Annotated in this window: 21 protein-coding genes and 1 riboswitch; of the genes, 7 read left to right on the forward strand and 14 right to left on the reverse strand. The window is 65.3% G+C overall.

Annotation, left to right across the window (positions count from 1 at the left end; all coding sequences use genetic code 11):
• Positions 1-11: 11 nt before the first annotated feature.
• Together ppc and AC5P5X_RS06110 are read right to left on the reverse strand one after the other, a co-directional pair.
• Positions 12-2,723, reverse strand: coding sequence for a phosphoenolpyruvate carboxylase (gene ppc, locus AC5P5X_RS06105; protein ID WP_043035373.1), 2,712 nt, complete (start codon positions 2,721-2,723; stop codon positions 12-14).
• 172 nt (positions 2,724-2,895) lie between these two features.
• Positions 2,896-5,412, reverse strand: a complete 2,517-nt coding sequence (locus tag AC5P5X_RS06110) for a S9 family peptidase (RefSeq protein ID WP_111188848.1) — start codon at positions 5,410-5,412, stop codon at positions 2,896-2,898.
• A gap of 120 nt (positions 5,413-5,532) precedes the next feature.
• Positions 5,533-5,616: riboswitch (S-adenosyl-L-homocysteine riboswitch) on the forward strand.
• Positions 5,617-5,652: 36 nt separating this feature from the next.
• On the opposite strand from AC5P5X_RS06110, the gene ahcY reads away from it, so the two are divergent.
• The 3 genes from ahcY (at position 5,653) to AC5P5X_RS06125 (ending at position 8,258) form a co-directional block, all read left to right on the forward strand.
• On the forward strand, positions 5,653-7,098 hold the full coding sequence (gene ahcY / locus AC5P5X_RS06115; protein ID WP_004154241.1) for an adenosylhomocysteinase: 1,446 nt from the start codon (positions 5,653-5,655) through the stop codon (positions 7,096-7,098).
• Between the two features lie 201 nt (positions 7,099-7,299).
• Positions 7,300-7,773 (forward strand): Cys-tRNA(Pro) deacylase, encoded by a 474-nt coding sequence (gene ybaK, locus AC5P5X_RS06120; RefSeq protein ID WP_100438883.1) that lies wholly within the window; start codon positions 7,300-7,302, stop codon positions 7,771-7,773.
• Positions 7,773-8,258, forward strand: coding sequence for a hypothetical protein (locus AC5P5X_RS06125; RefSeq protein ID WP_033834447.1), 486 nt, complete (start codon positions 7,773-7,775; stop codon positions 8,256-8,258). Before ybaK ends, AC5P5X_RS06125 begins: the two co-directional genes overlap by 1 nt.
• Before the next feature lie 75 nt (positions 8,259-8,333).
• Here AC5P5X_RS06125 and AC5P5X_RS06130 read toward each other — a convergent pair whose 3' ends face one another.
• On the reverse strand, positions 8,334-8,891 hold the full coding sequence (locus tag AC5P5X_RS06130; RefSeq protein WP_033834446.1) for a DUF3228 family protein: 558 nt from the start codon (positions 8,889-8,891) through the stop codon (positions 8,334-8,336).
• 137 nt (positions 8,892-9,028) lie between these two features.
• On the opposite strand from AC5P5X_RS06130, the gene AC5P5X_RS06135 reads away from it, so the two are divergent.
• On the forward strand, positions 9,029-10,546 hold the full coding sequence (locus AC5P5X_RS06135; RefSeq protein WP_111188849.1) for an amidohydrolase family protein: 1,518 nt from the start codon (positions 9,029-9,031) through the stop codon (positions 10,544-10,546).
• A 6-nt stretch (positions 10,547-10,552) separates the two neighbouring features.
• On the opposite strand, the gene AC5P5X_RS06140 is transcribed toward AC5P5X_RS06135, so the two are convergent.
• From AC5P5X_RS06140 to AC5P5X_RS06150, 3 genes are read right to left on the reverse strand one after another with little or no spacing between them, the layout of a single operon-like run.
• The gene (locus AC5P5X_RS06140; protein WP_049397437.1) at positions 10,553-11,284 is read right to left on the reverse strand and encodes a LytR/AlgR family response regulator transcription factor; all 732 of its coding nucleotides are present in this window, start codon (positions 11,282-11,284) and stop codon (positions 10,553-10,555) included.
• Positions 11,281-12,327, reverse strand: a complete 1,047-nt coding sequence (locus AC5P5X_RS06145) for a sensor histidine kinase (protein ID WP_049397459.1) — start codon at positions 12,325-12,327, stop codon at positions 11,281-11,283. Before AC5P5X_RS06145 ends, AC5P5X_RS06140 begins: the two co-directional genes overlap by 4 nt.
• A gap of 24 nt (positions 12,328-12,351) precedes the next feature.
• Entirely contained in the window at positions 12,352-13,278 is a 927-nt protein-coding gene (locus AC5P5X_RS06150) for an alpha/beta fold hydrolase (protein ID WP_111188850.1), read from the reverse strand.
• Between the two features lie 203 nt (positions 13,279-13,481).
• On the opposite strand from AC5P5X_RS06150, the gene metF reads away from it, so the two are divergent.
• Positions 13,482-14,309, forward strand: a complete 828-nt coding sequence (gene metF / locus AC5P5X_RS06155; RefSeq protein WP_005412254.1) for a methylenetetrahydrofolate reductase [NAD(P)H] — start codon at positions 13,482-13,484, stop codon at positions 14,307-14,309.
• A 40-nt stretch (positions 14,310-14,349) separates the two neighbouring features.
• Positions 14,350-14,934, forward strand: a complete 585-nt coding sequence (locus tag AC5P5X_RS06160; protein ID WP_060380070.1) for a DUF4124 domain-containing protein — start codon at positions 14,350-14,352, stop codon at positions 14,932-14,934.
• Between the two features lie 51 nt (positions 14,935-14,985).
• Here AC5P5X_RS06160 and AC5P5X_RS06165 read toward each other — a convergent pair whose 3' ends face one another.
• From AC5P5X_RS06165 to AC5P5X_RS06190, 6 genes are all read right to left on the reverse strand, one after another.
• Complete coding sequence (locus AC5P5X_RS06165) at positions 14,986-15,942, reverse strand: Nudix family hydrolase (protein WP_099475460.1); 957 nt, start codon at positions 15,940-15,942, stop codon at positions 14,986-14,988.
• A gap of 97 nt (positions 15,943-16,039) precedes the next feature.
• Positions 16,040-16,864, reverse strand: a complete 825-nt coding sequence (locus tag AC5P5X_RS06170) for a hypothetical protein (RefSeq protein WP_111188851.1) — start codon at positions 16,862-16,864, stop codon at positions 16,040-16,042.
• The gene (locus AC5P5X_RS06175) at positions 16,861-17,511 is read right to left on the reverse strand and encodes a HEAT repeat domain-containing protein (RefSeq protein WP_146257408.1); all 651 of its coding nucleotides are present in this window, start codon (positions 17,509-17,511) and stop codon (positions 16,861-16,863) included. Before AC5P5X_RS06175 ends, AC5P5X_RS06170 begins: the two co-directional genes overlap by 4 nt.
• A 224-nt stretch (positions 17,512-17,735) precedes the next feature.
• On the reverse strand, positions 17,736-17,861 hold the full coding sequence (locus tag AC5P5X_RS06180) for a hypothetical protein (RefSeq protein ID WP_258391073.1): 126 nt from the start codon (positions 17,859-17,861) through the stop codon (positions 17,736-17,738).
• Between the two features lie 643 nt (positions 17,862-18,504).
• Complete coding sequence (secA, locus tag AC5P5X_RS06185) at positions 18,505-21,237, reverse strand: preprotein translocase subunit SecA (RefSeq protein WP_043035364.1); 2,733 nt, start codon at positions 21,235-21,237, stop codon at positions 18,505-18,507.
• A gap of 278 nt (positions 21,238-21,515) precedes the next feature.
• Positions 21,516-22,472, reverse strand: coding sequence for a M23 family metallopeptidase (locus AC5P5X_RS06190; protein ID WP_005408087.1), 957 nt, complete (start codon positions 22,470-22,472; stop codon positions 21,516-21,518).
• Positions 22,473-22,484: 12 nt separating this feature from the next.
• Here AC5P5X_RS06190 and AC5P5X_RS06195 point away from each other — a divergent pair, with 12 nt between their 5' ends.
• On the forward strand, positions 22,485-22,934 hold the full coding sequence (locus AC5P5X_RS06195; RefSeq protein ID WP_005408086.1) for a DciA family protein: 450 nt from the start codon (positions 22,485-22,487) through the stop codon (positions 22,932-22,934).
• A gap of 282 nt (positions 22,935-23,216) precedes the next feature.
• On the opposite strand, the gene lpxC is transcribed toward AC5P5X_RS06195, so the two are convergent.
• Together lpxC and ftsZ are read right to left on the reverse strand one after the other, a co-directional pair.
• The gene (gene lpxC / locus AC5P5X_RS06200; protein ID WP_005408085.1) at positions 23,217-24,128 is read right to left on the reverse strand and encodes a UDP-3-O-acyl-N-acetylglucosamine deacetylase; all 912 of its coding nucleotides are present in this window, start codon (positions 24,126-24,128) and stop codon (positions 23,217-23,219) included.
• A 192-nt stretch (positions 24,129-24,320) separates the two neighbouring features.
• On the reverse strand, positions 24,321-25,556 hold the full coding sequence (gene ftsZ / locus AC5P5X_RS06205; RefSeq protein ID WP_111188853.1) for a cell division protein FtsZ: 1,236 nt from the start codon (positions 25,554-25,556) through the stop codon (positions 24,321-24,323).
• Positions 25,557-25,629 lie beyond the last annotated feature (73 nt).

Here is a 25,629-nt window from a genome sequence, read left to right on the forward strand (position 1 = left end):
ACCGCTACACCTCACCCGGTGTTCTGCACGCCCTGCGAAACACCGTTCACGCACGCAACCAGCGCGCGCAGCAGGTCGTCGTCCTCGCGGCCGCTGGCCCGCCAGCGCTGCAGCAGATCCACCTGCAGCACGCTGATCGGATCGACGTAGGGATTTCGCAGGCGGATCGACAGCGCCAGCCGCGCGTCGTGGTCCAGCAGCGTCTGCTGGTCCATCAACGCCAGCAGCCAGTGCCGGGTCAGGTCCAGCTCGCGCTGCACCTGCGGGAAGAAGCGTTCGTGCAGTTCGCCCGACAGCTTCGAGAACTGCTCGGCGATGGTGATATCGCCCTTGGACAGCACCATCGCGATGTCGTCCAGGAAGGTGCGGAAGAACGGCCAGTCGCGCGCCATCTCGCGCAAGGTACCCTCGTGACCGGCATCCACCGCCGCCTGCAGGCCACTGCCCACGCCATACCAACCGGGAATGACGGCACGCGCCTGGCTCCAGGCGAACACCCAGGGAATCGCACGCAGGTTGCCCAGTGCTGCGTCCTGGCCGAGCCGGCGCGACGGACGCGAGCCCAGCGTCATCCGTTCGATCACATCGATCGGCGTGGCGGTGCGGAAGTAGTCCATGAAGCCGGCCTGGCCGACGAAGCCACGGTAGACCTCGCTGCTGGCAGCGGACACCACGTCCATCACCGGCCGCCAGTCGTCCTCGCGCGGCTCAGCCGCGCGCGGGCGCAGGCTGGCGCGCAGCACCGCGCCGGTGGCCTGTTCCAGCGAACGCAGCGCCAACGCACGAATGCCGTATTTGCGATGGATCACCTCGCCCTGCTCGGTCACCCGCAGGCGGCCGTCGATGCTGCCGCGCGGCGACGCGTCGACTGCGTGCGTGGTCTTGCCACCGCCACGGCTGATCGAGCCGCCGCGGCCATGGAAGAAGGTCAGCCGGATGCCCGCCTCGGCCGCCACCTCCAGCAGTTCCACCTGCGCGCGCTGCAGGCCCCAGCGCGAGGCGGCGATACCGCCGTCCTTGCTGCTGTCCGAATAACCCAGCATCACCATCTGCACGTCGCCGCGCGCACGCAGATGGGCGCGGTACACCGGGTCCGCCAGCAGGTCGCGCAGGGTGGCGGTACCGCGCTTGAGGTCGTCCACCGTTTCAAACAACGGCGCGATATCCAGCGGCACTGATCCGTTCTCTTCCACCAGCCCGCCACGGCGTGCCAGCGCCAGCACCGCCAGCACATCGCTGCGGTCGTGTGCCATCGAGATGATGTAGCTGCCCAGCGCATCACCGCCATGGCGTGCGCGTGCATCGGCCAGTGCCGCGAATACCGCATCCAGCCGCTGGTTGCCTTCGTCGTCACCGTTGGGCAATGCCGTTTCACCGCTGGCATGCGGGCCCAGCAGCCGCGCACGACCCAGTGCATCCAGCGCCTGCCAGGCCTCCTCGCCGCCCAGCACGGCGGCCAGCGCGCGCGCGTGCACGCTCGACTCCTGGCGCACGTCCAACCGCGCCAGATGGAAGCCGAAGGTCTTCACCCGCCACAGCAGGCGCTGCACGGCAAAGCCACCGGCATGCTCGCCGCGGTTCGCACGCAGGCTGTCGAGGATCAGCTGCAGATCCTCGATCAGCTCGTCCGGGCCAGCGTAGTTGCCTTCGCCATCATCCAGCGTGGCCTGAAGGCGCGCGCGCATGCGGTCGTTGAGCAGGCGGTACGGCATGTCGGCATGGCGCGGGCGCGACTGCACCTGCGGCAGCAGCTGCTGGTACTGCGCCACGCGCGCCTGCAGCGCATCGCTCACCCCTACCCGCTCGGTGGACTGGCTGAGCAGGCTGGCCAGCTGCAGTAGTTCCTTCTGGTAGCGCCCGAGCACCGCCTGCCGCTGCGCATCCAGCGTGTTGCGGATGGTGGTGGCATCCACGTTCGGGTTGCCGTCCATGTCGCCGCCCACCCACGTACCAAAGCGCAGCAGGCGCGGCAGCGGCAGTTCTTCGCCGTAGGTATCGCGCAGCGCCTGCTGCAGCGATTCGTACAGCACCGGGATCACCCGGTACAGCACCTCCCCCAGATAGAAGCCGACGTGCTCGCGCTCGTCATCGACGGTCGGCCGCACCGGTGAGGAATCGGTGGTCTGCCACGACGCGGTGAGCGCCATGCGGAAGCGCGCGGCATCGGCGGCGGCTTCACCCGGCGTGCGCTGGCCGTCGAGGTTGTCGACCAGACTGGCCACCATCAGCTGTTCCTTCTCCAGCAGCGCACGGCGCACCGCTTCGGTCGGATGCGCGGTGAACACCGGTTCGATGTCGATGCGCGGCAGCCACTGCGCCAGTTCGTCCAGGCCCACGCCCTGTGCCTTCAGGTGCTGCAGCGCATCCTGCAGGCCATCGGGCTGCGGCGCGGCGGTACCGGCGCGCTGGTAATCGCGGCGGCGGCGGATGCGATGCACGCGCTCGGCGATGTTGACCACCTGGAAGTAGGTGCTGAAGGCCCGCACCATGGTCTCGGCCTGCTGCGGCGTGCGCCCGGCCAGGCCATCGGCCAGCTCCGACAGCGGCGCCTGGTTTTCGCGACGGGCGATGGCGCGGGTACGCACGTCCTCGACGTCATCAAGAAACGCGGCCGACACCTGTTCGACCAGCAGGTCGCCGACCAGTGCGCCAAGCCGGCGCACATCATCGCGAAGCGGAAGATCGGGAGAAGCAAATTCGATGCTGCTGCGGTACTCGTTCATCGGCGACGCACAGGCCTCGGTCAACGGATCCAGGCCCCAAGCCTATCCCAGATCGGGCGTCGTGCTGCGATGCAAAAATGGTTTCATCTGGTAGTGCCGGCCGCTGGCCGGCAACCTCAGGTTGCATGGCTCCATGAGGTTGCCGGCCAGCGACCGGCACTACCGGGCCCGGTCAGCGCTTCTTCTTCGCCTTGCCCTGCTCGGCCGGGCCGATGGTCTGCTCCAGCCAGCGCTCGCTCTCGGCCAGCATGGTCATGATCGATTCGCGTGCGCGGTAGGCGTGCGATTCGTTCGGCAGCATCACCAGCCGCGCGGTGCCACCCAGGCCCTTCACCGCAGCAAACATGCGCTCGCTCTGGATCGGGAAGGTGCCGGAGTTGTTGTCGTCCACGCCGTGGATGAAGAGGATCGGGTCCTTGATCCTGTCGGCGTAGTTGAACGGCGCCATCTTCTGGTAGACGTCCTGCGCCTGCCAGTAGTTGCGCTCCTCGGCCTGGAAGCCGAACGGCGTGAGTGTGCGGTTGTAGGCGCCGCTGCGCGCGATACCCGCCTTGAACAGGCGCGTATGCGCCAGCAGGTTGGCGGTCATGAACGCACCGTAGGAATGGCCACCAATGGCGATGTGATCGCGATCGGTCACGCCACGGCGCACCACTTCATCCACGGCTGCCTGCGCGTTGGCCACCAGCTGTTCGATGTAGGTGTCGTTCGGCTCCTTGTCACCCTCGCCGATGATCGGCATCGACGGGCTGGCCAGCACCACGTAGCCCTTGGCCAGGAACGCCTGCGGGCCCCAGTAGCTGACCGCATTGAAGCGGTACGGCGAATCGGTCACCTGGCTGGCCGCGGCTGCGCTCTTGAACTCACCCGGATAGGCCCACATCAGCAGCGGGCGCGGGCCGTCGCGCTTCGGGTCGTAGCCCGGCGGCAGCAGCAGGGTCGCGGTCAGGTCGACGCCATCCTTGCGCTTGTAGCGGATCTGCTCCTTCTGCACGCCCTTCAACTGCGGCAGCGGATGGGCGAAGCGGGTCAGCGCACGCGGCGCAGCACCCGCATCGGCCAGCGACTGCACGTAGAAGTTGGCCGGCTCGTCCGGGCTCTCGCGGCTCAGCAGCAGCGAACTGCCCTGGTTGTCCAGCAATGCCACCGGCAGCGAATAGCTCGGCGCCTGCGAGTGGAACAGGCGGGTTGCCTTGCCTGTGGCGATGTCGAAGCGGTCCACGAACGGACGATCGCCTTCCGGCGATGCACCGGCACCGGCCAGATACAGGCTGCTGCCATCGGCGCTGGTCTGCAGCAGCGAGCGCCCGCGGTCGTCGCTGGACAACAGCGGCCGGCCCGGATCGGAATAGCGGTCCTGCCCGTCTCGATCCCACAGCAGGCGCGGCTCGGCACCGGCGTTGTCCGGGGCGATCAACCAGGTCTTGGTCCTGCGGGTCTTCCACCACGATTCGGTCAGCAGGGCCAGGTCACCGCGGCCCCAGCTGATGCCGGCCAGGCGGCTGCCAAGCTGGGCCAGGGTGACCGGCGGTTTGTCGAACGGCGCGGCCTGCATCAGCACCGCATCGCGCACCTTGGCGTCCCTGTTCGGGTCGCCGCCGTCCTGCGCTTCGGCCCAGACCAGGGTGGCGTCGGCATCACCACGCCAGCGGATGTCGCGCACGCCGGTCACTTCGGCGTCGTTGCCGGTCGGCAGCCCTTCCACCAGCGGGCGCACGGCCACGGTGTGCACCAGCTTGCCGCTGGCACGGTCGATCACTTCAATGCGGCGCGGGAAGCTGTCCACCGGCACCACGTACGAATACGGGCGCTGCACCGGCTGGCGCAGCACGAAGCGGCCATCCGGCGACACCGAGAAGCCTATGAAGATGCCGGCCGCGCCGATCGCGCGGGTACTGCCATCCAAACTGACTTCCATCGGCTGGGTGGTCGCGTAGTAATCGAACTGGCGCGCATCGGCCTCGTTCTTCAACAGGTCCTGGTAGGTACGGATCGACACCACCCCGCCGCCCTGGCTGGTCTGCTGCACGGCCGGGCCGGTCGGAATGCCGTCGGCGGCCGGGGCCGCACCGAGGTTGGCCGGGCGGGTGAACACCACCAGTCCGCGGCTGTCCGGCAGCCACTGGTAGCCGCTGCCGATCACCGTGTTCAGGCCGGCAACCAGGCGACGGGCGCTGCCGCCGGCCACGTCCACCAGCCACAGTTCATTGGCGCCACTGCCGGCGTCGACCTGGTTGAAGGCCAGCCACTTCTGGTCCGGCGACCACGTCACACTGGCGATCGACAGCTTGGCCGGCAGGCCGCTGATCTGCCGCTCCTTGCCGTCGGCCACGTTCATCAGCCACAGCTTCTCGCCGAAGCTGAAGCGGCTGTCGGAGAACGTGCGCGGGTTGATGCGCAGGCCGGCCAGCTTCAGTTCCGGCTGCGCCACCACCTGGATCGAAGGCAGCGACGGCATCTGCATCATCGCGGCCACGTCGCGGCGCGGCGACAGGTACAACGAGGGTGCACGCGGCGCGTCCACCACCGCCTGCAGCGCGGCCGACGGCAGTTCGTAGCCGTTGACGCCCTGGGCCTGTGCGGCCACCGGCTGCGGCGCTGCGGCCCAGGCCAGCGGGGCCACCGCCAGCAGTCCCATCGACAGGACCAGGCCGGTCCAGCGCCGAGTACGGCGCGCGTGCATGCTCATCGTTCCACCTGTGTGATGCGTGAAAACACCGACCTTAACAGGCCATGCACGCGGCCCCATCTGCCGATGGTTGGGTCATCCGGATGTCACGCCGGGGCCGCGATATAATGGGGGTTCTCCCCTGCCGAGGGGCGCTGCGACCGGATCCCACGAGGCCCGGCCAGGCTCGGTAAGGTGGCTTTGTAACAACGGCGCCCGGCTAGATGCGAGCATCCGCTCGTCCACAACCGGAGCACACGAATGAACGCTGTTGCCAAGACCTTCTCCACCGAAGGTGACTACAAGATCCGCGATATCACGCTGGCCGACTGGGGCCGCAAGGAACTGGACATCGCCGAGCACGAAATGCCGGGCCTGATGTCGATCCGCCGCAAGTACCAGGCCGAGCTGCCGCTGAAGGGCGTGCGCGTGACCGGGTCGCTGCACATGACCATCCAGACCGCGGTGCTGATCGAGACCCTGAAGGACATCGGCGCCGACGTGCGCTGGGCCTCGTGCAACATCTTCTCGACCCAGGACCACGCCGCTGCCGCCATCGCCGCCACCGGCACCCCGGTGTTCGCCTGGAAGGGCGAAACCCTGGAAGAGTACTGGGACTGCACTCTGGACGCGCTGACCTTCACCCTGGCCGACGGCACCCTGACCGGCCCGGAGCTGGTGGTGGACGACGGCGGCGACGTGACCCTGCTGATCCACAAGGGCTACGAGCTGGAAAACGGCAGCGACTGGGTCAACACCGCCTCCTCCTCGCACGAAGAACAGGTCATCAAGAACCTGCTCAAGCGCGTCGCCAAGGAGCGCCCGGGTTACTGGGGCCGCGTGGTCAAGGACTGGAAGGGCGTCTCCGAAGAGACCACCACCGGCGTGCACCGCCTGTACCAGCTGGCCCAGGCCGGCACCCTGCTGATCCCGGCGATCAACGTCAACGACTCGGTCACCAAGAGCAAGTTCGACAACCTGTACGGCTGCCGCGAGTCGCTGGCCGACGGCCTGAAGCGCGCGATGGACGTGATGCTGGCCGGCAAGGTGGCCGTGGTCTGCGGTTACGGCGACGTCGGCAAGGGCTGCGCGGCCTCGCTGCGTGCCTACGGCGCGCGCGTGATCGTCACCGAGATCGACCCGATCTGCGCCCTGCAGGCGGCGATGGAAGGCTATGAAGTCAACACCATCGAATCGACCCTGGGCCGTGCCGACCTGTACGTCACCACCACCGGCAACAAGGACATCATCCGCATCGAGCACCTGAGCGCGATGAAGGACCAGGCCATCGTCTGCAACATCGGCCACTTCGACAACGAGATCCAGGTCGATGCGCTGGTGTCGTTCGCCGGCATCAAGCACGTCAACATCAAGCCGCAGGTGGACAAGTACATCTTCCCGAACGGCAACGCGATCTTCCTGCTGGCCGAAGGCCGCCTGGTGAACCTGGGCTGCGCCACCGGCCACCCGAGCTTCGTGATGTCCAACAGCTTCGCCAACCAGACCCTGGCACAGATCGACCTGTGGGCGAACAAGGACAGCTACGAGAAGAAGGTCTACCTGCTGCCGAAGAAGCTGGACGAGGAAGTGGCCCGCCTGCACCTGGAAAAGATCGGCGTGAAGCTGACCACCCTGAGCCAGGAACAGGCCGACTACATCGGCGTGCCGGTGGAAGGCCCGTTCAAGCCGGACCACTACCGCTACTGATGCCTGCGGGGTGCCGGCCAGCGGCCGGCACCACCGGTGCATGCAACACACGGAACGGGCGCCTTCGGGCGTCCGTTCTGCGTTTGCGTGTGGCCGTACACCCCGCATCCAGTCCCCACGGTAGATCCACGCCATGCGTGGATGCTCTCCGGCAGTAGGCTCGGTCAAGGCAACGCGCCCAGCGCGCGCTACCATGCCTACATGACCCCGGCCATCAACCTGCTCAAGCGCGAGAAGATCGCCCACACCGTGCGCAGCTACGTGCATGACGCCCACGCCGAATCCTATGGCGGCGAAGCTGTCGACAAGCTCGGCCTCGATCCGGCCCAGGTGTTCAAGACCCTGCTGGCCAGCACCGAGGCACACGAACTGCTGGTGGCGATCGTGCCGGTGGCCGGCCAGCTGGACCTGAAGGCACTGGCCGAAGCGGCCGGCTGCAAGAAGTGCGAGATGGCTGCTGCTGATGCCGCGCAGCGCGCGACCGGTTACCTGGTCGGTGGCATCAGCCCGCTCGGGCAGAAGAAGCGCCTGCGCACCTTCCTGGACGCCAGCGCCGAAGCGCTGCCCAGGCTGCATGTCAGCGCCGGTCGCCGCGGTCTGGAAGTGGAACTGGCGCCGGCCGATCTGCTGCGCCTGACAACCGGCAACTACGCTGCCATCGGCAAGTCACGCTGATGCGCTGGCCGTGGTCTGCAGCGCCCATTCCCCGGCTCGACGATGCACAGGCCGATGTGCTGCTGCAGGACCTGTTGTCGCGCGACGCAACGCGCATCACCGATGCCGCCCGCGTTGTCGCACGACTGTTCAGTGCCTCATCGTTGGACGCGTTGAGCGCACATGTGGATCTGATCGAACAACGCTGCCAGGGCATCGCGCTTGGCGGCATGCTGATCAGCAACCAGGCGTATCTGAAGGCCGCCCTGCGTCGGCTGCGTTACTGGCGTGCACGCGAGGGTTGCCTGTGCGCGCTCAACCCCGGCTACCCGTTCTTCGATCCCCGTCGCCTGATTGAACAAGGACAGATGCAGCTGCTCTCGGTGGAAGAGGCTGAGGGCTGCTGGGGCGACTGCCACACCGTTGCCTGCACGCAATGCGGCCAGCATTGGCAGGCCATCGACCGCGAGTACCATTACCCGTGGTGGGAATGGAAAGCTGCCTGAAGGCCAAGCGGCCACGCATGGCGTGGCTCTACTGCGGTCCGCACATTCACGCGATGCGTGGATGACAAATGTTGCTCACGGCCGCCAGTTCGCGTTGTTCTCCCAGAACTCGACGGAACGCCGGTAGGCTTCGCGGTCCAGCGGCACGCCGGATCCGCCCTCGTCCACGCCCAGCGCATTGCGCATCATCGTGATCGGCGCCATCGGTACCTCTTCCGGTTCGGCGGTGTAGATGCAGCCGACGATGCCCCAGTCGGCCTCGATCGGCGAGCCTTCCCTGGCCAGCTGCCCGGCGCTGTACAGGATCACCACCAGGTAGTTCGCACGCGGTGATTCCACGCCCTCGAACCAGCGCACCAGGACCGGTAGTTCCTCGCGGTTGCGCGCTTCGTAACCACTGCGCAGCAGGTGGCGGTTGGCCTCGGTGATCGGTACGGTCAGGCAGCGCGTGCTGGTCCAGTTCTCGTAGACGAACAGCTTGCAGAACGGCGCGTAGCCATCCAGCACCTTCAGCGGCGCATGCGCATTTAGGTGTGCCTCGAACTGCTCGGCAGTGCAGTCCTGGATGGTGTTGCCACGCGGCACGCGCGGGAACAGGCGGGGACGGGCGAAATCGGTGAGGACGATGGACATGGCGCGGGTGTGATCAGGAGTTCTGCTGCACAGGGTAACCGCCCCGGAGGCAGACAGGGCCGGATGCCGATGGTCACTGGCGCCAGCGTCCCGCTTGCAGCACCCTGCGGGCGACCCACTACAAGGATCGCCGGCTCATGGATGCAGCATGCGCATTGCCCCGTTCCGCCCACCTTCGGCAGTGGCCGATCGTACTGGTCATCCTCCTGCTGGCGCCGCCATTGCTGTTCGCCGCCGCACTGCTCTGGCCGCTGTCGGCACCTCCGTTGCCCGAGCCGGGCAACAGCCGCGTGATCGTCAACGCGCGGGTGGTGGACGTGGCGCGCGGCCAGGTCAGCGAACCCACCACCGTGACAGTGCGCCACGGCACCATCACTGCCATTGGGGAAGATCCGCAGGACGCGCGGCTTCCCGTGCTCGACGCCGGCGGCCGCTGGCTGCTGCCCGGTTTCTGGGACATGCACACCCATGCACTGCAATTGTCGCCGCAGCTGCAGTTCCCGCTGATGCTGGCCAACGGCATCACCGGCACCCGTGACATGATGGACTGCCCGCAGACCACCGATCCGCTGATCGCCTGCGTGGCCGACAAGCGCCGCTGGACCGCACAGGCCATTGCCGGGCAGCAGGTTGCACCGCGCTTCGTACAGATCGCCAGTTTCTACTTCGAAGATCCGTCACTCACGCCGGAGGCCGCCGCTGCGCGTGCACGGACGTACAGCGCGCGCGGGGTCGACGCGTTGAAGGTCTACAACCGGCTGCGTGCGGACACCTATCAGCGGCTGGCCACCGAGGCGCAGCAGCTGCGCCGTCCGTTGGTCGGCCACCTGCCCAAGGCGGTGCCTCTGGACGACGCGGTGCAGGCGGGCCAGCGCAGCTTCGAGCACGCCCATCTGTTCGTGCGCCACTGCTTCGACAACGCGGCGGCATGGCGCGGTGGCACGGTCGACGGCGAAGACCCGATCGTACTGGCCGAACGCATGGTTGCCAGCTATCAGCCCACGCTCTGCAACAAGGCGTTCGCTTTGATGCAGGCCAGCGGTGCCGCGTTCGTACCGACCCATGTCACCCGCGAAGAAGATGCACGCGCAAGCGACCCCGCCTTCGTCGACGATCCGAGCCTGGCCTATCTGGACCCGCTTTCACGCTGGGCGTGGCGTGATGACCTGCAGGCCACCGCAGCGCGCTATCCCGGCCGACGCGGCCAAGACGCACTGAAGACCTACTTCGAGCATGGCCTGGCTCTCACCGGTGCGGCCCATCGTGCCGGCGTCACCGTGCTGGTCGGCACCGATACCGGATTGGGCGGCTTCCGCTACCACGATGAACTGCAGTGGCTGCGACAGGCCGGCCTGAGCCAGGCCGACGTGCTGCGCGCAGCTACGCTGCAGGCCGCACGTCATCTGCAACGGCAGGCATCGCATGGAAGCGTCGAGGTCGGCAAAGCCGCAGACCTGGTGCTGCTTGATGGCAACCCGCTGCACGACATCGCCAATACCCGCCGCGTGCATGCCGTGCTGCTGGCCGGCCACCTCTATGACCGCCCGCGGCTGGATGCGCTACAGACTTATGCGCGCAGGCAGGCACGCTCGCCCGCAGTGATGGCACGCCTGCTGTGGGGATTCATCACCAGCCCGGTCAGTGCCGAGCTGTAGCGGCAGCTACAACGCCATCCGCTCGCGCAGTTCACGTGCCTGCCGCCGCGATACCTCCACCTCGCTGCCGTCGTCCAGCGCCAGATCGTAGCCATCTGCAATGCTGGGCGTCACGCCACGAATGCGGCGCAGGTTGACCAGCGTGTTGCGGTTGGCGCGGAAGAACAACTCCGGCGGCAGGCGTGCTTCCAGCGCGCTCAGGCTGCGGGTCAGCAGGGCGTTCTGGTCGCGGAACCATAGCCGTGTGTAGTTGCCATCCACCACCAGCCGACGGATCTCCGAGACCGCGACGAACCAGCAGCGTTCGCCCTCGCGCACGAACACCTGGTCCTGCGCGCCCAGCGTGCTGCGCGGCTCCGGCGTTTCGCCCGTCACCACCTCGCGCTGGCGCGCCCGCTGCAACGCTTCCAGCAAGCGCGGCGCCTCGACCGGCTTCACCAGATAGTCCAGCGCGTTGGCCTGGAAGGCGCGCACCGCGTAGGTGTCGTAGGCAGTAACGAAGACCACCGCCGGCACCGTCTCCAGCCCATCCAGCACATCGAAGCCGCTGCCGGAGGGCATCTGCACATCCAGCAGCACCAGGTCTGGCGCCAGTGTGGCGATCGCCTCGCGTGCAGCGGGCACATCGTCTGCTTCGCCCACGCACTGCACCCACGGCAGCGCCGACAACAGCGTGCGCAGCTCCTGCCGCGCCAGCCGTGCATCATCAACGATCAACACACGCAGCACGCCACTCATTGCGGAATCTCCAGCAGGGCCTGCATGCGGTCGCCGACCGGCTGCAGCATGAAACTCCCCTGCGTGCCGAGTTGCGCACGCAGGTAGGCAAGGCCGACTCCATGGCCATGGGCAGGCTCGTTGGCGCTGCCCAGCGGATTGTCGACCTGCAGACGCAGCACATCATTGTCCAGCGTGGCACGGATCTGCACCTCACCGCCGCCCGGGCGGCTGGCGATGCCATGCTTGATCGCGTTTTCCACCAGCAGCTGCAGCGCCATCGCCGGCAGTTGTGCCTGCAGGGCGTCGGCATCGATCTGCCGGTTCACCTGCAGACGCTGTTCGAAGTGGACTGCCTCGATGGCCAGGTAGTCGTCCACTACCACCAGTTCCTCGGCCAGGGTGACCTGCTCGCTGCGGCTGTGTGCCAGCGCCTGGCGCAGCGTGCGCGACAGGCGGGTGACCATGTCGCGGGCACGCTCCGGGTCTTCCAGGATCAGCGCGCGCAGGTTGTTCAGCGCATTGAACATGAAATGCGGGTTGAGCCGTGCACGCAGTGCATCGCGCTCCAGCGCGCTGCGCTCGGCCTCGGCACGCAGGCGCGCCAGTTCCGCACTGCGTATCCGGCGCAGGCTGTGCAGGCCTGCCCAGAGCGCTGCCCACAGGGCCAGCATCACCGCAGTGGTGTACCAGTAGAGCAGCAGCGCCTTGGGGCTGAAGTCGGCCGTCTGCCGCCCCAGGCTCACCCAGTTCCAGGCCAGCGCCGAGTGCAGCGCGATGTTCACCAGCAGCTGCGCCACTGCCGCGCCCAATGCCACCGACAGCGCCAGCCGCAGCAACAGCCCGGCCGTGCCGCGCGCCCACCAGTCGGCACGCAGCGCCAGCGCGCGGATGGCACCGCTGCACCCGAACAGGGCCAACGCCAGACCCAGCGTGATCAACACGCCTGCGCTTCCGGCATCGCTGAAATAGGCTTGGCGCAGGCCGATTCCGGCAACACCATAGAGCGCCCACACCAGCGCATTGAGCAGCCAGAAGCGTACCGTCGAGGAGGAATCCGGCATGTCCATTCCGAGGCGTGTTGAAACTCAGTGGTGGTGGTCGAGGAAGGCCTGCACCTGACCGCGCAGCCAGCGCGGATCATCCCACATCAGGAAGTGGAAACCCTGCGCGCTCATCGCGATCTGCACGCCCTGCAGTTTCGCGTACTGCGCCTGGAACACCGCGCGCGTGCTGTCCTCGGTGCCGCCCATCGGCTGGTAGCCGGCCCAGCTGCCCAGCACCAGCGTCGGTGCGGTGATCGAGGCGATGTTGTCACGCAGGTCGGTGGTCATCACCGCATGCATGGCGTCAGCGGTGGTCTGGCGGTCGCTGGCTTCGCCCCAGCGCCCCAGCTCGGCCTGCCGCTGCGGATCGCGGGTCATGCCCGGCAGGCCGGCCTTCAGCTGCGCCTGCCACTGCGCGGCATCGGCGGCGAGCATGCCCTTGCGCAGCTGGTCAGCCATTGGCCGCACGCTGTCTGCGGTGGCGTTCGGGTCACGCGCGGCCGGCAGGAACGGCAATGCGTCGACCACCACCAGCGCACTGACTGCCTTCGGCTCGGCCTGCGCCACCTGCAGCCCCAGCAGGCCGCCAAGACTGTGGCCGATCACCACCACCGGGCCCAGCTGTTGGTCATGCAGGTAGGCCAGCAGCTGCCCGCGCATCGCCGGCAGGAATTCGGCCGGGCGCGGGTCGGCTGGCGCAGCGCCGGCAAAACCCGGCAGCTGCACCAGATGGCACTGCACGTTCTTCAGCGCCAGGCAGGTCTCGCGCCAGACCTCGGCGCTGCTGTTCAGGCCGGGGACCATCAGCAGCGGACGGCCCTTGCCGACCACCTCGACCTGCACCTTGCCGGTGCCGGTGGCGGCCGCCGCATGCGCCGAGCCGGAACCGAGCACGGCCATCGCCATGCCGATCATCGCCAGCCGGGCCAGGGCCTTCATTGCGTACCAAAGTGCCAGGAAGATCTTCATCGTCTGCTCCTTCATTGGGTGGGTGGTGCCGGGATGGGAGCAGCGTGGGCCTGGCGGAGGCACCCCGGTTGCGATTTCGGAGCAGCGGCCGCACGGCGGGGCGAACGGTCGCGGGCCGGGGACGGCGGGCTCTCACGCAATCTTCAAGCATCCATCTTGATGAAGAGATATACTGCTTCGCACCGACCGCCGCCATCCGCGCCATGACCGCCATCAGCTTCGAGTTCTATCCGCCCAAGACCGACGAACAGCGCAGCCAGCTGGACCGTGCTGCGGCCAAGCTGAAGGACTACGCCCCCGAATACGTGTCGTGTACCTTCGGCGCCGGTGGCTCGACCCTGAGCTATACCTCCGAGACCGTGCGCCACCTCAACCAGCACCATGGGTTCGATGCCGCGCCGCACCTGTCGTGCGTGGGCGGCACCCGCCAGGAGATCCGCGAACTGCTCAAGCTGTACCGCGCCATCGGCTGCCGTCGCCTGGTCGCGCTGCGCGGTGACCTTCCCTCGGGCATGGGCTTCCCCGGCGACATGCGCTACGCCGCCGAGCTGATCGACTTCATCCGCACCGAGCACGGCGATGCGTTCCACATCGAAGTGGGCGCGTATCCGGAAACGCATCCGCAGGCGACCGATGCGCTGGCTGACCTGAAGCACTTCAAGGCCAAGATCGATGCCGGTGCCGATGCGGCGATCACCCAGTACTTCTTCAACCCGGATGCCTACTTCCACTTCGTCGATGAAGTGCGCCGGCTCGGCGTGCAGGTGCCGATCACGCCCGGCATCATGCCGATCGCCAACTTCAGCCAGCTGCGCCGCTTCTCCGAACAGTGCGGTGCGGAGATTCCGCGCTGGATCGGCCGCAAGATGCAGGCCTACGGCGATGACGCCGAGTCGGTACGTGCATTCGGCACGGAAGTGGTGGCCCGGCTGTGCCAGCGCCTGATCGAAGGCGGCGCGCCCGGCCTGCACTTCTACACCTTGAACCTGGCCAAGCCGACCACCTCGGTGCTGAAGCTGCTGCACGGCTGAAAGCACGCCATGCGGACCGGATCGGCGCTACCCTGCGAGGATGATCCGGCTTTCCTTCCTGCTGTTGCTGCTGCCGCTATGCGTGCTGTCGAACGTCGCCCACGCACAGTCCACGCGCCTGAACCGCTGCACCGATGCGCAGGGCCAGAGCGTGTATACCGACCGGCCCTGCGACAGCGTGGGTGCACGGTCACGGCTGCCGCCGCCCTCCCCGACCGGCAATACCGCAGCGCGCGACACGCTGGGTGCACGCTGCCCGCGCCGGCTGAGCGAGCTCGTGGACGCATTGCGCAACGGCATCCTCAGCAACGACGTCAATCGGCTGTCCTCGCTGTACCTGTGGGGCTCGGTGTCCGACGCGGGCGCGCAGCGCATTCTCGGCCAACTGGAATCGTTGGCCCGGCGGCCGCTGGTGGACGTGGTGCCGGTGTATCCGCGGCAGGACCAGGTCGCAGTGCCGGAGGAGGGTCAGAGCCCTGCTGCGCAGGGGTTCGACCCCGAGCCGCCGGCCGTGCGCCATCCGGTCGGCCTGCGCCTGGAGCAGACGTTGCCGGGCAGCGTGGCGCGCGCCTCGACGGTGCTGGGGTTGCGGCGGCAATATGGTTGTTTCTGGATCACGCTGTGATCGGGAGGGGGCAGAGCCCTGCTGCGCAGGGATCTGACCCCGCATGCCGGCTCACTCTGGCCACAGCCCGCGAATGGCGGCGATGCCCTGCCCGCCATGGCGACGCGCTTCGGCGACGTGACCGCGGCCCATGCCGCCCAGCGCATAGATCGGCAGTGACACCTGCGCGCGCAGCTCGGCGAACGCGTCCCAACCCAGCGGCACCGCGTCCGGATGGCTGGCCGTGGCCTGCACCGGGCCCAGCACGGCGAAGTCGCAGCCCAGCTGCTGTGCTGCCTGCAGCTGCTGCAGGTCGTGGCAGGATGCGGCCACCAGCTGGCCTTGGGGAAGTGGACGCTGCGACAGTTCCTGCAACTGCTCGCTGCCCAGGTGTACGCCCACGCCCAATGCACGCGCCAGTTCGATATCGCGATTGAGCAGCCACTGCACCCCACTGCGACGATGCGCGCGCACGGCCTGTTCGACCATCGCCTGCCGCTGCGGATGCGCCGTCGGCAACCGCAGCTGGATGCGCTGCTGGCCCGCGGCCACCACGCGCTGCAGCTGTTCATGCCAATGCTGCACGCCGCCCTCATCATCGGCCGGTGCCGGGGTGATCAGGTAGCTGTCGGGCTGGCGCAGGGCAGCCACCACCGGCAGGTCGGCCGGTGGCATTGAATAGCGGCCCAGCTTGTCCGGCGCCACCCAGGTGATTGCCTGGCCCTCCCGCCCGCGCGGCGTCCCCTTCCAGCTGCGTACATGGCGCACCTCCAGGGTCAGGTGCTTGTCCGGATAGCGCTGCGGCACATCCATCAGCCACTCGCCGACATCGGCCTCGATGCCCAGTTCCTCGCGCAGCTCGCGCACCAGCGCCTGTTCGGAGGTCTCGCCGGATTCGCGTTTGCCGCCGGGAAACTCCCACAGGCCGGCCATGTCGCGGTTCTCGGTACGGCGGTTGAGCAGCACGCGGCCACGGGCGTCGGTGATGACGGCGGCCACGACATGGATCGATCGGGTGGGGGAAGGCATGGGGGAAGCATGCCGAACAACACCAAATCGATGCAACATCTGCCAAGCGAGAGTTCAATGCCTTCCTGATGAATGAGTTTCGCAATCAAATGGACGGTTAAAGGACCATTGCACGAACATAGATGCTCTCATCCTTCAGGGCCGATAGCCGATACTTCGAATCCATCGCGACAAGCGCTTTGAAAGCCACTGCCCGCTCATACTCGCCACCGGTCGAAGCAACCTCCTCGACATACTTCACACCCTCGCCACCCAGCGCACAGGCAGCGCGTACCAACAACGATACTGGATTCACGTTTATTACCCTTCGAATCCGGGAGAAGTCACGATCAAATTCGTACTGCCTTCTCCTGATTCCAAATGCGTTAATGTCCTGAAGGACATTGAAACTGATGGATAAAGAACTGGGAGGCATTTGACAGTGGATGTCTTTCCCTCCTTCGTAGAAAACAACCCTCTGCTCCTTCAGCAGCCATCGCTCGTTACCATCGGTGCTAACGCCTTCGCCGGGCAATCCAACAACGTTGAAGTGATCGTAGTGTTTCACTACAGTTTCATAACCCGGCCCGTAATAGCCGAGGGTAAAGAAGGAGAAGTCATGGTCATGAGGGAGCTCATAGAGGAAAATCTCCTCACCCGGCAGACCTTGAGGCGCCTCCCAGAGAACCACCCTGAGCGTAAAGTACTTTGAGCGATGCATGACAAATACTTGCGACGAGTAGTCATTCCCGTCGGGATTACAAATCAACACCTCCTGAAGAAAACTGCTAATGAAATCACGATCATCGAAGAGCCCCCGAAGAACCTCGGCGGTAGAATCCAGATCTTCATGAAAAAGTCTGTCACCCATACTTTCCAAGTATCTGATAGCATCGCCAAATCTTACCAAACCAGCCCTCTCGATATCCCAAATCAATGTCATTGATTCGCCTCATATAGCTTTAGGTTTTGAAGACAAGCATTTTGGACATGTCTGTGCGGGTCACACCGAGAGCGCTCCCGGAGCAGCTCCAGCATGTTCCTGTATCCCATGCCAAACAAAGACCTAATAGCCTCCATTCGAACAAAGTGGAACTCATGCTCCCGGGCGATCTGGCAGAGCACTTCAATAGAGCCGTCTTGACGGAGCGCTCCCAACGCTCGACAAGCCAGCTGGTCACGTGTAGCGGCGACAGATGCTGATGAAACTGCACAAGCCCGTCGCGTTTCAAGGTCAAATGTCCAGATAAGCCGCTGTGATTGGCGCATCGAAACCTGCAGGACGTACGCCCCCTCAGCAGGAGCATCGATCAACAAACATTCAGTGCCCGGCACGATCCTTAATGTACACCCCAGATCACAAGTACGAGCGCCCAGCGAGTGAATCATCGCATCCTTCGTAAACAAATCCATATTGCTCACGCCGCTCAATGAGAATCTCGTATACGTGATCGCACCTCCCGCAAATGGCAGCAAAACAGATGAAACTGGTGAAGTGGCTACTTTTGAAATCTTTGATTGACCATTTTTTCCGGGACACAGCCAGCGCAGATGAATGACAACAAACTCATCTTCAAACACGACAACCACGTGCTCATCTCCCGCTCCACCTCGTACCGGGAGACCATCTCCGCGAGTGAAGTTCCGCAACCAGAGTGCCAACGATGCAGCCAGTCCTCCTGACTTGTGGAAATTCCTCAACCAATCATCGTACGCATCCAACCTTGAGCTTCTTATCTTTCCAACATTATCCAAAACCACCCCCGCTGGCTTAAGAGAGGGAGGGACGGCTGCCCCTCCCCTTTTGCTAAATGTCAGGAAGCCGAGTAAACCCAGATCGCCGCAAGTAGCACTACCGCGGGGAGCCCTGCCTGCATATCAATATTCTGCGTGTAGCCAACTTCCTGCTCCATGCCAACAAATTCATGCTTGATGTTCATTCATTAATTACCGTGTTAGCCATCGAGTCATGGCTTAACCAAACTATTCAGACCACAGCATCCAATCCGTGACATAAATCTCACATCCAAAGAAGACGACGCCAACCTGCACATATTTCAGAATATTCTTAGGTTTTACTGGGCTTTTGCCCACACCCCCATAAACATCCATGCACATTTCGCAAGCACGAATTCAAAACTCCTCACCAGAACTGGGCAATTCCGACAGTTAAGGCTGGAGTGGTAGGGGAGTCATACGGCCAACCCGATCCGGCCTTGATCTCCAATTTCAGAGAAATCAATTTTCTTCCTGCGTCCGCCAAGCACATAGCTCCGTCGCTTAAGCCGTCAGGACAGATGTTTGCAATCGCCTCAAGGCTCTGCAGTCCGGCGCAGTCCACTTTGCGATGGTGGAGACACAAGCAACTGTCCGCACTGGGCTCCCGATCAAATGCCGAACTCAATGGACTGCAAATGGCGTCACTACGACTGCCCAGAGTGACCGCCCTGCCTAGGCACTCGCCGGCATTTGCCTTGGATAGCTTTGATCCAGGCAACATGAGCCTCTTCCCTAAGATTAGAGAAGAGCAAAAAAATGCCCCGCATTGGGCGGGGCATTGTCAGGACTACAGCTCGCGACTTTTCAGCTCAGCTGGCCGTGGCAGTGCTTGTACTTCTTGCCACTGCCGCACGGGCACGGATCGTTGCGGCCGATCTTCGGCTCGTCGCGCTGCATCTGCACCACGCCCTGCTGGGCAGCCTGCACCTGCGCGGCTTCCTCGTCGGCGCTGTAGCCGCCCACATCCTGGTGCTGGAACTGCGACTGGCTCAGGCGGGCTTCGGCCTGCTGGCGTTCGGCCGCTTCCAGCGCCTGCACTTCCTCGTCGCTGCGGATGCGCACGCGCGACAGCAGGGTCACCACTTCGCGCTTGACGTTCTCCAGCATGTCCGAGAACAGTTCGAAGGCTTCCTTCTTGTATTCCTGCTTGGGCTGCTTCTGCGCGTAACCACGCAGGTAGATGCCCTGGCGCAGGTAATCCATGCGCGCCAGGTGCTCCTTCCAGCTCTGGTCCAGCACGGTCAGCATCACGTGCTTCTCCAGCGCGCGCATGGTCTCTTCGCCCACGCTGGCTTCCTTCTCGGCGAAGTGCTGGTTGACGCGTTCCTGCACCTTGGCGGCAATCGCCTCGGCGTCCAGCTCCTCGTGTTCCTTGACCAGGTCGGTCAGCGACATCTGCAGGCCAAAGTCCGACTCCAGGGTCGCTTCCAGGCCACGCAGGTCCCACTGCTCGTCGATCGAGTTCGGCGGCACGAAGCGGGCCACCACGTCGAAGATCACGTCGTCGCGGATGCCGTCGACGTTGTCCTTCACCGACTCGGCGTCCAGCAGTTCGTCGCGCTGGGCGTAGATCACCTTGCGCTGGTCGTTGTTGACGTCGTCGAAGTCCAGCAGGTTCTTGCGGATGTCGAAATTGTGGGCCTCGACCTTGCGCTGCGATTTCTCGATCATTCGAGTGACCAATCGATCCTCAATGACGTCCTCTTCCTTCATGCCCATCATGCGCATCATCTTCTGGACACGCTCTCCCCCAAACACCCGGAGAAGATTGTCTTCCAATGCAAGGTAGAAGCGGGACGAACCCGGGTCACCCTGGCGGCCCGAACGGCCACGCAACTGGTTGTCGATACGGCGCGACTCATGGCGCTCGGTGCCGACGATGTGCAGGCCGCCCGCCGCCTTCACTGCCTCGTGGCGCTTCTGCCAGTCGGCCTTGACCGCGGCCTTCTGCTCGTCGGTCGCGTCCTCGCCCAGGGCGTGGAGCTCTGCTTCCAACGAACCGCCCAGCACGATGTCGGTACCACGGCCGGCCATGTTGGTGGCGATGGTCACCGCGCCCGGACGGCCGGCGTTGGCGACGATGGTCGCTTCGCGGTCGTGCTGCTTGGCATTGAGCACTTCGTGCTTCACACCGGCCTTGCTCAGGTGCTCGGACAGCATTTCCGAAGTTTCAATCGAGGTGGTACCGACCAGCACCGGCTGGCCGCGCTTGGCGCACTCTTCGATGTCGGCCAGCACCGCATTGAACTTGCCCTTGCGGTTGAGGAACACCTGGTCCGGGCTGTCCTTGCGGATGGTCGGGCGGTTGGTCGGGATCACCACCACTTCCAGGCCGTAGATGCTCTGGAACTCGAAGGCTTCGGTATCGGCCGTGCCGGTCATGCCGGACAGCTTCTTGTACATGCGGAACAGGTTCTGGAAGGTGATGCTCGCCAGCGTCTGGTTCTCGCGCTGGACCGGCACGCCTTCCTTCGCTTCCACCGCCTGGTGCAGGCCATCGGACCAGCGGCGGCCGGCCAGGGTACGGCCGGTGAACTCGTCGACGATGACCACTTCGCCGTCGCGCACGATGTAGTCAACGTCACGCTGGTAGATCGCGTGCGCGCGCAGGGCGGCGTTGAGATGGTGGACCACGGTCAGGTTCTGCGCCGCGTACAGGCCTTCGGTTTCGCCGTTGAGGATGCCGGCTTCCACCAGCAGCTGCTCGGCGTGCTCCATGCCCGCTTCGGACAGGTGCACCTGCTTGCCCTTCTCGTCGACCCAGAAGTCGCCTTCGCCGTCTTCCGCTTCCTGCTTGACCAGGTGCGGCACGACGCGGTTGACACGGATGTACAGCTCCGGGGAATCATCGGCCGGGCCGGAGATGATCAGCGGGGTACGCGCTTCGTCGATCAGGATGGAGTCGACTTCGTCGACGATGGCGTAGTGCAGGCCGCGCTGGTAGCGGTCGGCCTTGGACAGCGCCATGTTGTCGCGCAGGTAATCGAAACCGAATTCGTTGTTGGTGCCGTAGGTGATGTCGGCGGCGTAGGCTTCGCGCTTGTCGCTGTGCGGCATGCCCGGGTAGACCACGCCCACGCTCAGGCCCAGCCAGTTGTACAGCTTGCCCATCTGCGCGGCGTCGCGGCGGGCCAGGTAGTCGTTCACGGTGACCACGTGCACGCCCTTGCCTTCCAGCGCGTTGAGGTACACCGGCAGGGTCGCCACCAGGGTCTTGCCTTCACCGGTGCGCATTTCTGCGATCTTGCCCAGGTGAAGCACCATGCCGCCGATCAGCTGCACGTCGTAGTGGCGCATGCCCAGCACGCGGCGGCCGGCTTCACGGCAGACCGCGAAGGCTTCCGGCAGCACCTTGTCCAGGGCTTCACCATCGGCGATGCGCTGCTTGAACTCCGGCGTCTTGGCCTGAAGCTGCTCGTCGGAAAGCTTCTCGATCTCCGGCTCCAGCGCATTGATCTTGGCGACGATGCGGTTGAGCTGGCGCAGCTGTCGTTCGTTACGACTGCCAAATACGCGGGTAAGCAGGCTGTTGATCATTGAAGGAACCGGGTTGGATGGACACGACGCCCGGCCTCCCCCTTGGGATCCGTCCGCCGCAAACGAAACAGGGCGCCTGGCGCCCTGTCGATGGCAACACCCATTGTAGCTTGGGACGGGCGGCTGAGGTTTCAACCCCGAGAGGTAGTGCCGGCCGCTGGCCGGTGATCCGCGATGCTGCCGAAGATCATGAGGTTGCCGGCCAGCGGCCGGCACTACCAGATCAACCGCATCGGGTCAGAGCCCTCCCGCGGCGCGGAAGGGATCCGACCCGGGCATCAGCCGCGGCTGATGCGGCCGACCGGCGTGTTGCCGCCGTCGCCGAGGAACTTGCGCGGGTTGACCACGTTGCCGTTCTCCCACACCTCGAAGTGCACGTGGGCGCCGGTCGAACGTCCGGTGGAACCGGCCTTGGCCACTTCCTGACCGGCACGGACCAGGTCACCGGCCTTCACCACCAGGCGCGAATTGTGCGCGTAGCGGGTGACGTAGCCATTACCGTGGTCGACATCGACCACGTTGCCGTAGCCGCCCTTCACGCCGGCGAAGCTGACCACGCCTTCGGCCACGGCCATCACCGGGTCACCGACCTTGGCGTGGAAGTCCATGCCCTTGTGGGTGGCGGCACCGCGGCCGAACGGGTCGGCACGGGTGCCGAAGCCGGAGGTCACGTAGCTGTTGCGGATCGGCATGCGCGACGGCACGGCGTTCTGCTGCAGCTGGTGGTCGAACATCAGCGATTCCATCACCGACAACTGGCGGCCTGAAGCAGCGAAACGCTGCTCCAGCACCTGTAAGTCGGCGTTGACGTCCTTGACCGGGATGTCGCTGGTCGGGCCGCCGGCATCGCCGTCACCGAGGCCAGGGGTCTCGTTGAAGTCGAACTCGCCGTCTTCCAGCTTGCCCATCTGGGTCAGCCGTTCGCCAAGGGCGTTCAGGCGGGTAGCCTGCGCCTGCAGCTCGCCGAGGCGTGCCGCCAGCGCGTTGACCTGGGTCTGCGCATCGCGCTTGACCTTGGCCAGTTCCGCATCCTGGCGCTCGACCTTGGCCTGCAGCCGGGAATCATTCAGCGCGCTGGCGCCAATGCCGCCAGCAAGGCCGATAATGCAGCCTACCCCGAGCACGCTGCCCAGCAGGGCGCGGGGGCGGTCCTCGAAATAGAACCGCAAACGCGCGATCGGCGACGACTTGGCCTGTCCTTCACGCGTTTTGATTACGATCTTTTTGAATGCCATCAGTGAGTTTTCATGTCTGAGCCGAAATCCAGCGTTCGCCCCGCGTCAGTGCCGAAGCCGGCGCTGGATGCGGTGATGGCGGACAAAAGCGGGAACCCGCTGCGGCGTGCCTTGTGGCTCGACGCGCTGGACCGTCAGTTGCGCCCCCAGTTGCCGCCACCTCTGCGCAGCCGTTGCCGGCTGGCCAATGTGGACGGGGAACACCTCGTTTTTCTCGTCGAGTCCCCGGTCTGGCATGCCAAGTTGCGGCTTGCCGAAGCCCAGTTGCTCGACGCGGCCCGTTCCATCGGGCTGAAGGCCACCAGGGTGACCATCAAGACTGCGTCTCCCACTCCCACGCGCTCCCCAGCGCTCGACAACCGGAATGGACCCCACGCAGTTTCAGCCGCCACGCACAAAGGGCTACGCGACGCCTTGGCTTGCCTGCAGGACGTTCCCTCGAAGCCGAAGAAGCGGTCCTGACGACAACGGAGCATCCGGCTCCGCTCCCCGTCGCGCGTGTCACCACGGCGTGAAACATTTCGGGGGCCGGGTCGCATCCTAGCTGCCATCCGGGGGCCTGTCGTTAGATTGTTGTTAAAACTGCGTTAAATTCAGGCTTCCGATCCAACAGGTTCACAAAACCGTGACCTCGAACCGGCCTTGACGCGTGTCAAGCATGCTGAATGCGCCGAACACGCCTGAAACGACAACGCCGCCTTGGAAGGCGGCGTTTTTGTCTTTTAATTCAACAACCTACAGAAATCAGGCGTAGGCCGGAGTGGCATATTCGACCGGATCCGGCGTTGCCGGCGAGTCGAAACTGACCCATTCCCAGGCAGTGGCGTCGGCCATCAGCGCCCGCACCAGCTTGTTGTTGAGGGCGTGACCGGACTTGAAGCCTTCGTAGGCACCCAGCACCTGGCCACCGGCCAGATAGAGGTCGCCGATCGCATCGAGGATCTTGTGGCGCACGAATTCGTCGGCATAGCGCAGGCCGTCTTCGTTGAGCACGCGGAACTCGTCCAGCACGATGGCGTTGTCCATCGAACCGCCCAGGCCCAGGTTGCGCTCGCGCATGTATTCCAGGTCGCGCATGAAGCCGAAGGTGCGCGCGCGGGAGATTTCCTTGGTGTAGGCCAGCGTCGAGAACTCGATTTCCTGGCGCGACTGCTTGGCCGGAATCATCGGGTGGTCGAACTGGATGGTGAAGCCCAGCTTGTAGCCCTCGTACGGGCTGAAGCGGGCCACCTTGTCGCCCTCGGTCACTTCCACGGTCTTCAGCACGCGGATGAAGCGCTTGGGCGCATCCTGTTCCACGATGCCCGCCGACTGCAGCAGGAACACGAACGGGCCGGCCGAACCGTCCATGATCGGCAGCTCGGCCGAGGACAGTTCGACAATGATGTTGTCCACGCCCAGGCCGGCCAGCGCCGACATCAGGTGTTCGACGGTCTGGATCTTGGCGTCGTTGCAGGTCAGGCCGGTGCACAGGGTCACTTCGGTGACCAGCTCGGCCTTGGCCGGCACTTCCACCACCGGGTCCAGGTCCACGCGGCGGAACACGATGCCATGGTTGACCGGTGCCGGGCGCAGGGTCATGTAGACCTTGTCGCCGCTGTGCAGGCCAACGCCGGTGGCGCGGATCGTGTTCTTGAGGGTGCGTTGCTGGATCATGGGGGATGGACCGGAAGTGACACATTAGATTAACACGCACGGTCCCCTACCCCGGCTGAAAGGCAGGCAGGACACACCGGCGCGCCAATGGGACGCACATGAAGCAGGGCGGCCGGGCCCATCCTGGCCCGGCGCCCGCGTTTTCAGGACATGGTGGCGCAACCCGGGGAGGACAACCCCGGGCCGGCCCGCTCAGTCCGCCTGGCGGCGCAGGAACGCCGGGATGTCCAGGTAATCGTTCGGCAGTTCTGCCGCGGCCGGGGTCGAAGAGGACGGCGCCGACGGGGCCGAAGCCGCCGCAGTATCGCTGCTGGCGCGACGCAGGCCCAGGCCCATGCCGCCGACGGCCTTGGACACGGCGTCGCCGCCGTTGTCGAAGTCGCCGAACTCCGGCTGGCCGGTGGTGGCGTTGCGGACCAGCTTGATCGGCGCGCGCTCGCCCGGACGCTGGGCCTTGCTGGCCGACACGCGGTTCAGGCCGGTGGCCACCACGGTCACGCGCACTTCGTCCTGCATGTCCGGGTCGAGCACGGTGCCGACCACCACGGTGGCGTCTTCCGAAGCGAAGCCGTCGATGGTGCGGCCGATCTCGTCGAACTCGGCCATGGTGAAGTCCGCACCGGCGGTGATGTTGACCAGGATGCCGTTGGCACCGGCCAGGTTCACGTCGTCCAGCAGCGGGTTCTGGATGGCCGATTCGGCAGCGGCCTGGGCGCGGTCATCGCCACGGGCGGTGCCGGTACCCATCATCGCCAGGCCCATTTCGGACATGACGGTGCGCACGTCGGCGAAGTCGACGTTGATCAGGCCCGGACGCACGATCAGGTCGGCGATGCCCTGCACGGCGCCCTGCAGCACGTCGTTGGCGGCGCGGAATGCCTGGATCATGGTCGCATTGCGGCCCAGCACGGTGATCAGCTTCTCGTTCGGGATGGTGATCAGCGAGTCGCAGTGCTGGCTCAGTTCCTCGATGCCCTTCAGCGCCACCTGCATGCGGCGACGGCCTTCGAACGGGAACGGCTTGGTGACCACGGCCACGGTCAGGATGCCCATCTCCTTGGCCAGCTGCGCCACCACCGGTGCAGCGCCGGTGCCGGTGCCGCCGCCCATGCCGGCGGTGATGAACACCATGTCCGCGCCCTGCAGGGCGTCCATGATGCGCTCACGGTCTTCCAGCGCGGCCTGGCGGCCGACTTCCGGGTTCGCGCCTGCGCCCAGGCCCTTGGTCACGTTGGTACCCAGCTGCAGCTGCAGCTTGGCACCGCAATTCTTGATGGCCTGCGAGTCGGTGTTGGCGGTGATGAATTCCACGCCGTCCACCGCCGAGTTGACCATGTGCGCCACGGCATTGCCGCCGCCGCCGCCCACGCCAACCACCTTGATCACCGCATTGGGTGCCATCTTTTCGATCAGTTCAAAATGCGCCATGTCCGTGTCCTCGTTGTATCCGCTTGTCGGTGGCATGGACGGTCGGGCCTCCTGCCTTCGCGTGTCATGTTGC

The organism is Stenotrophomonas sp. YJH_SMC_91 (assembly GCF_059368495.1).

Excerpts from the sequence above, each read along its gene's own strand:
- ppc (WP_043035373.1), bottom strand. The coding sequence starts at position 2,723 with ATGAACGAGTACCGCAGCAGCATCGAATTTGCTTCTCCCGATCTTCCG.
- AC5P5X_RS06110 (WP_111188848.1), bottom strand. The coding sequence starts at position 5,412 with ATGAGCATGCACGCGCGCCGTACTCGGCGCTGGACCGGCCTGGTCCTG.
- ahcY (WP_004154241.1), top strand. The coding sequence starts at position 5,653 with ATGAACGCTGTTGCCAAGACCTTCTCCACCGAAGGTGACTACAAGATC.
- ybaK (WP_100438883.1), top strand. The coding sequence starts at position 7,300 with ATGACCCCGGCCATCAACCTGCTCAAGCGCGAGAAGATCGCCCACACC.
- AC5P5X_RS06125 (WP_033834447.1), top strand. The coding sequence starts at position 7,773 with ATGCGCTGGCCGTGGTCTGCAGCGCCCATTCCCCGGCTCGACGATGCA.
- AC5P5X_RS06130 (WP_033834446.1), bottom strand. The coding sequence starts at position 8,891 with ATGTCCATCGTCCTCACCGATTTCGCCCGTCCCCGCCTGTTCCCGCGC.
- AC5P5X_RS06135 (WP_111188849.1), top strand. The coding sequence starts at position 9,029 with ATGGATGCAGCATGCGCATTGCCCCGTTCCGCCCACCTTCGGCAGTGG.
- AC5P5X_RS06140 (WP_049397437.1), bottom strand. The coding sequence starts at position 11,284 with ATGAGTGGCGTGCTGCGTGTGTTGATCGTTGATGATGCACGGCTGGCG.
- AC5P5X_RS06145 (WP_049397459.1), bottom strand. The coding sequence starts at position 12,327 with ATGCCGGATTCCTCCTCGACGGTACGCTTCTGGCTGCTCAATGCGCTG.
- AC5P5X_RS06150 (WP_111188850.1), bottom strand. The coding sequence starts at position 13,278 with ATGAAGATCTTCCTGGCACTTTGGTACGCAATGAAGGCCCTGGCCCGG.
- metF (WP_005412254.1), top strand. The coding sequence starts at position 13,482 with ATGACCGCCATCAGCTTCGAGTTCTATCCGCCCAAGACCGACGAACAG.
- AC5P5X_RS06160 (WP_060380070.1), top strand. The coding sequence starts at position 14,350 with ATGATCCGGCTTTCCTTCCTGCTGTTGCTGCTGCCGCTATGCGTGCTG.
- AC5P5X_RS06165 (WP_099475460.1), bottom strand. The coding sequence starts at position 15,942 with ATGCCTTCCCCCACCCGATCGATCCATGTCGTGGCCGCCGTCATCACC.
- AC5P5X_RS06170 (WP_111188851.1), bottom strand. The coding sequence starts at position 16,864 with ATGACATTGATTTGGGATATCGAGAGGGCTGGTTTGGTAAGATTTGGC.
- AC5P5X_RS06180 (WP_258391073.1), bottom strand. The coding sequence starts at position 17,861 with ATGAACATCAAGCATGAATTTGTTGGCATGGAGCAGGAAGTTGGCTAC.
- secA (WP_043035364.1), bottom strand. The coding sequence starts at position 21,237 with ATGATCAACAGCCTGCTTACCCGCGTATTTGGCAGTCGTAACGAACGA.
- AC5P5X_RS06190 (WP_005408087.1), bottom strand. The coding sequence starts at position 22,472 with ATGGCATTCAAAAAGATCGTAATCAAAACGCGTGAAGGACAGGCCAAG.
- AC5P5X_RS06195 (WP_005408086.1), top strand. The coding sequence starts at position 22,485 with ATGTCTGAGCCGAAATCCAGCGTTCGCCCCGCGTCAGTGCCGAAGCCG.
- lpxC (WP_005408085.1), bottom strand. The coding sequence starts at position 24,128 with ATGATCCAGCAACGCACCCTCAAGAACACGATCCGCGCCACCGGCGTT.
- ftsZ (WP_111188853.1), bottom strand. The coding sequence starts at position 25,556 with ATGGCGCATTTTGAACTGATCGAAAAGATGGCACCCAATGCGGTGATC.